The organism is Parachitinimonas caeni (assembly GCF_030129945.1).
Classification (GTDB): Bacteria; Pseudomonadota; Gammaproteobacteria; order Burkholderiales; family Chitinimonadaceae; genus Parachitinimonas; species Parachitinimonas caeni.
On sequence record NZ_JARRAF010000135.1, the window covers coordinates 1 to 920 of the forward strand.

Annotated in this window: 1 protein-coding gene and 1 pseudogene; both read right to left on the minus strand. The window is 49.3% G+C overall.

Annotated elements, in window-relative coordinates; all coding sequences use genetic code 11:
* The coding region (locus PZA18_RS23965) for a transposase (protein ID WP_284103410.1) at positions 1-280 on the minus strand (280 nt) is incomplete at its 3' end.
* 166 nt (positions 281-446) lie between these two features.
* Positions 447-607 (minus strand): annotated as a pseudogene (locus tag PZA18_RS23970) (IS6 family transposase); the annotation flags it as partial.
* Between the last annotated feature and the right edge of the window lie 313 nt (positions 608-920).

A 920-nucleotide genomic window follows, 5' to 3' on the forward strand; every position in this document is an offset into this window, starting at 1 on the left:
GCCACTCAAAATCCGGATCAACAATCAGTAGCTCAAGCAGTTTTTCCCACACGCCCTTGTCGCGCCATCTGCCAAAGCGACGGTGGGTGTTATTCCAGTCACCATAACTTTCGGGCAGATCTCGCCAAGGGGCTCCTGTGCGCAGAATCCAGAACACAGCATTGATAAACAATCGGTTGTCTTTGGCTACGCCTCCCCACTGACCTGCCTGGCCCGGAAGATGAGGGGCCAGCAAGGCCCAAGTGGCGTCGCTGATGTCATGCCGGTGGGGGCTGCTCATGTCAATCCTTATAAATCGCAAAATACTCTTATCCGACTAAATCCTAACTCGTGACGACACTATCTAGGCTGAGGACCGTTAGACCAATGTATTTGTCTAATGACATTGGCCTAACCCGGTTTTCCGTTCCGTTACACCTCGGACCCCAGGTATTGGCGTAGGCCTGACCGAATTTCAGACACCATTGCCGGATCGTCTCGTTACTGACGAGCACACCTCGCGATGCCAGTAATTCCTCAATATCACGGAAGCTGAGGTTGAATCGATGACCGCATGGCCGATGATTTCAGCCGGGAAACGGTGGCGGTGGTAGAGATCCTTGTCCATGCCAACATCTTAACCTGCCGCCAAGCTCGAAGTTAACTTGTCAGTACGCTTTCTCCATACAATTCAGCCCCTTAACTGGTAAAACCATCAAACTTATCGAACCCAACAACCCTTGTGACCACAGGTTATTTACGCTCATCTAAAAAATATTTTCAAAATTTCGTGCAAATCGCTAAACATTTTCAGAAATCTGCGGATAGATTCCTATGAGAACACCGTAAACGGAGAAATGGTGTTCGGGAAGCGGTTTGCCAAATGGCTGCACGCCCATTTGGCAAGCGGCTTCTGAGACGAATTATTTAAACAAACAACG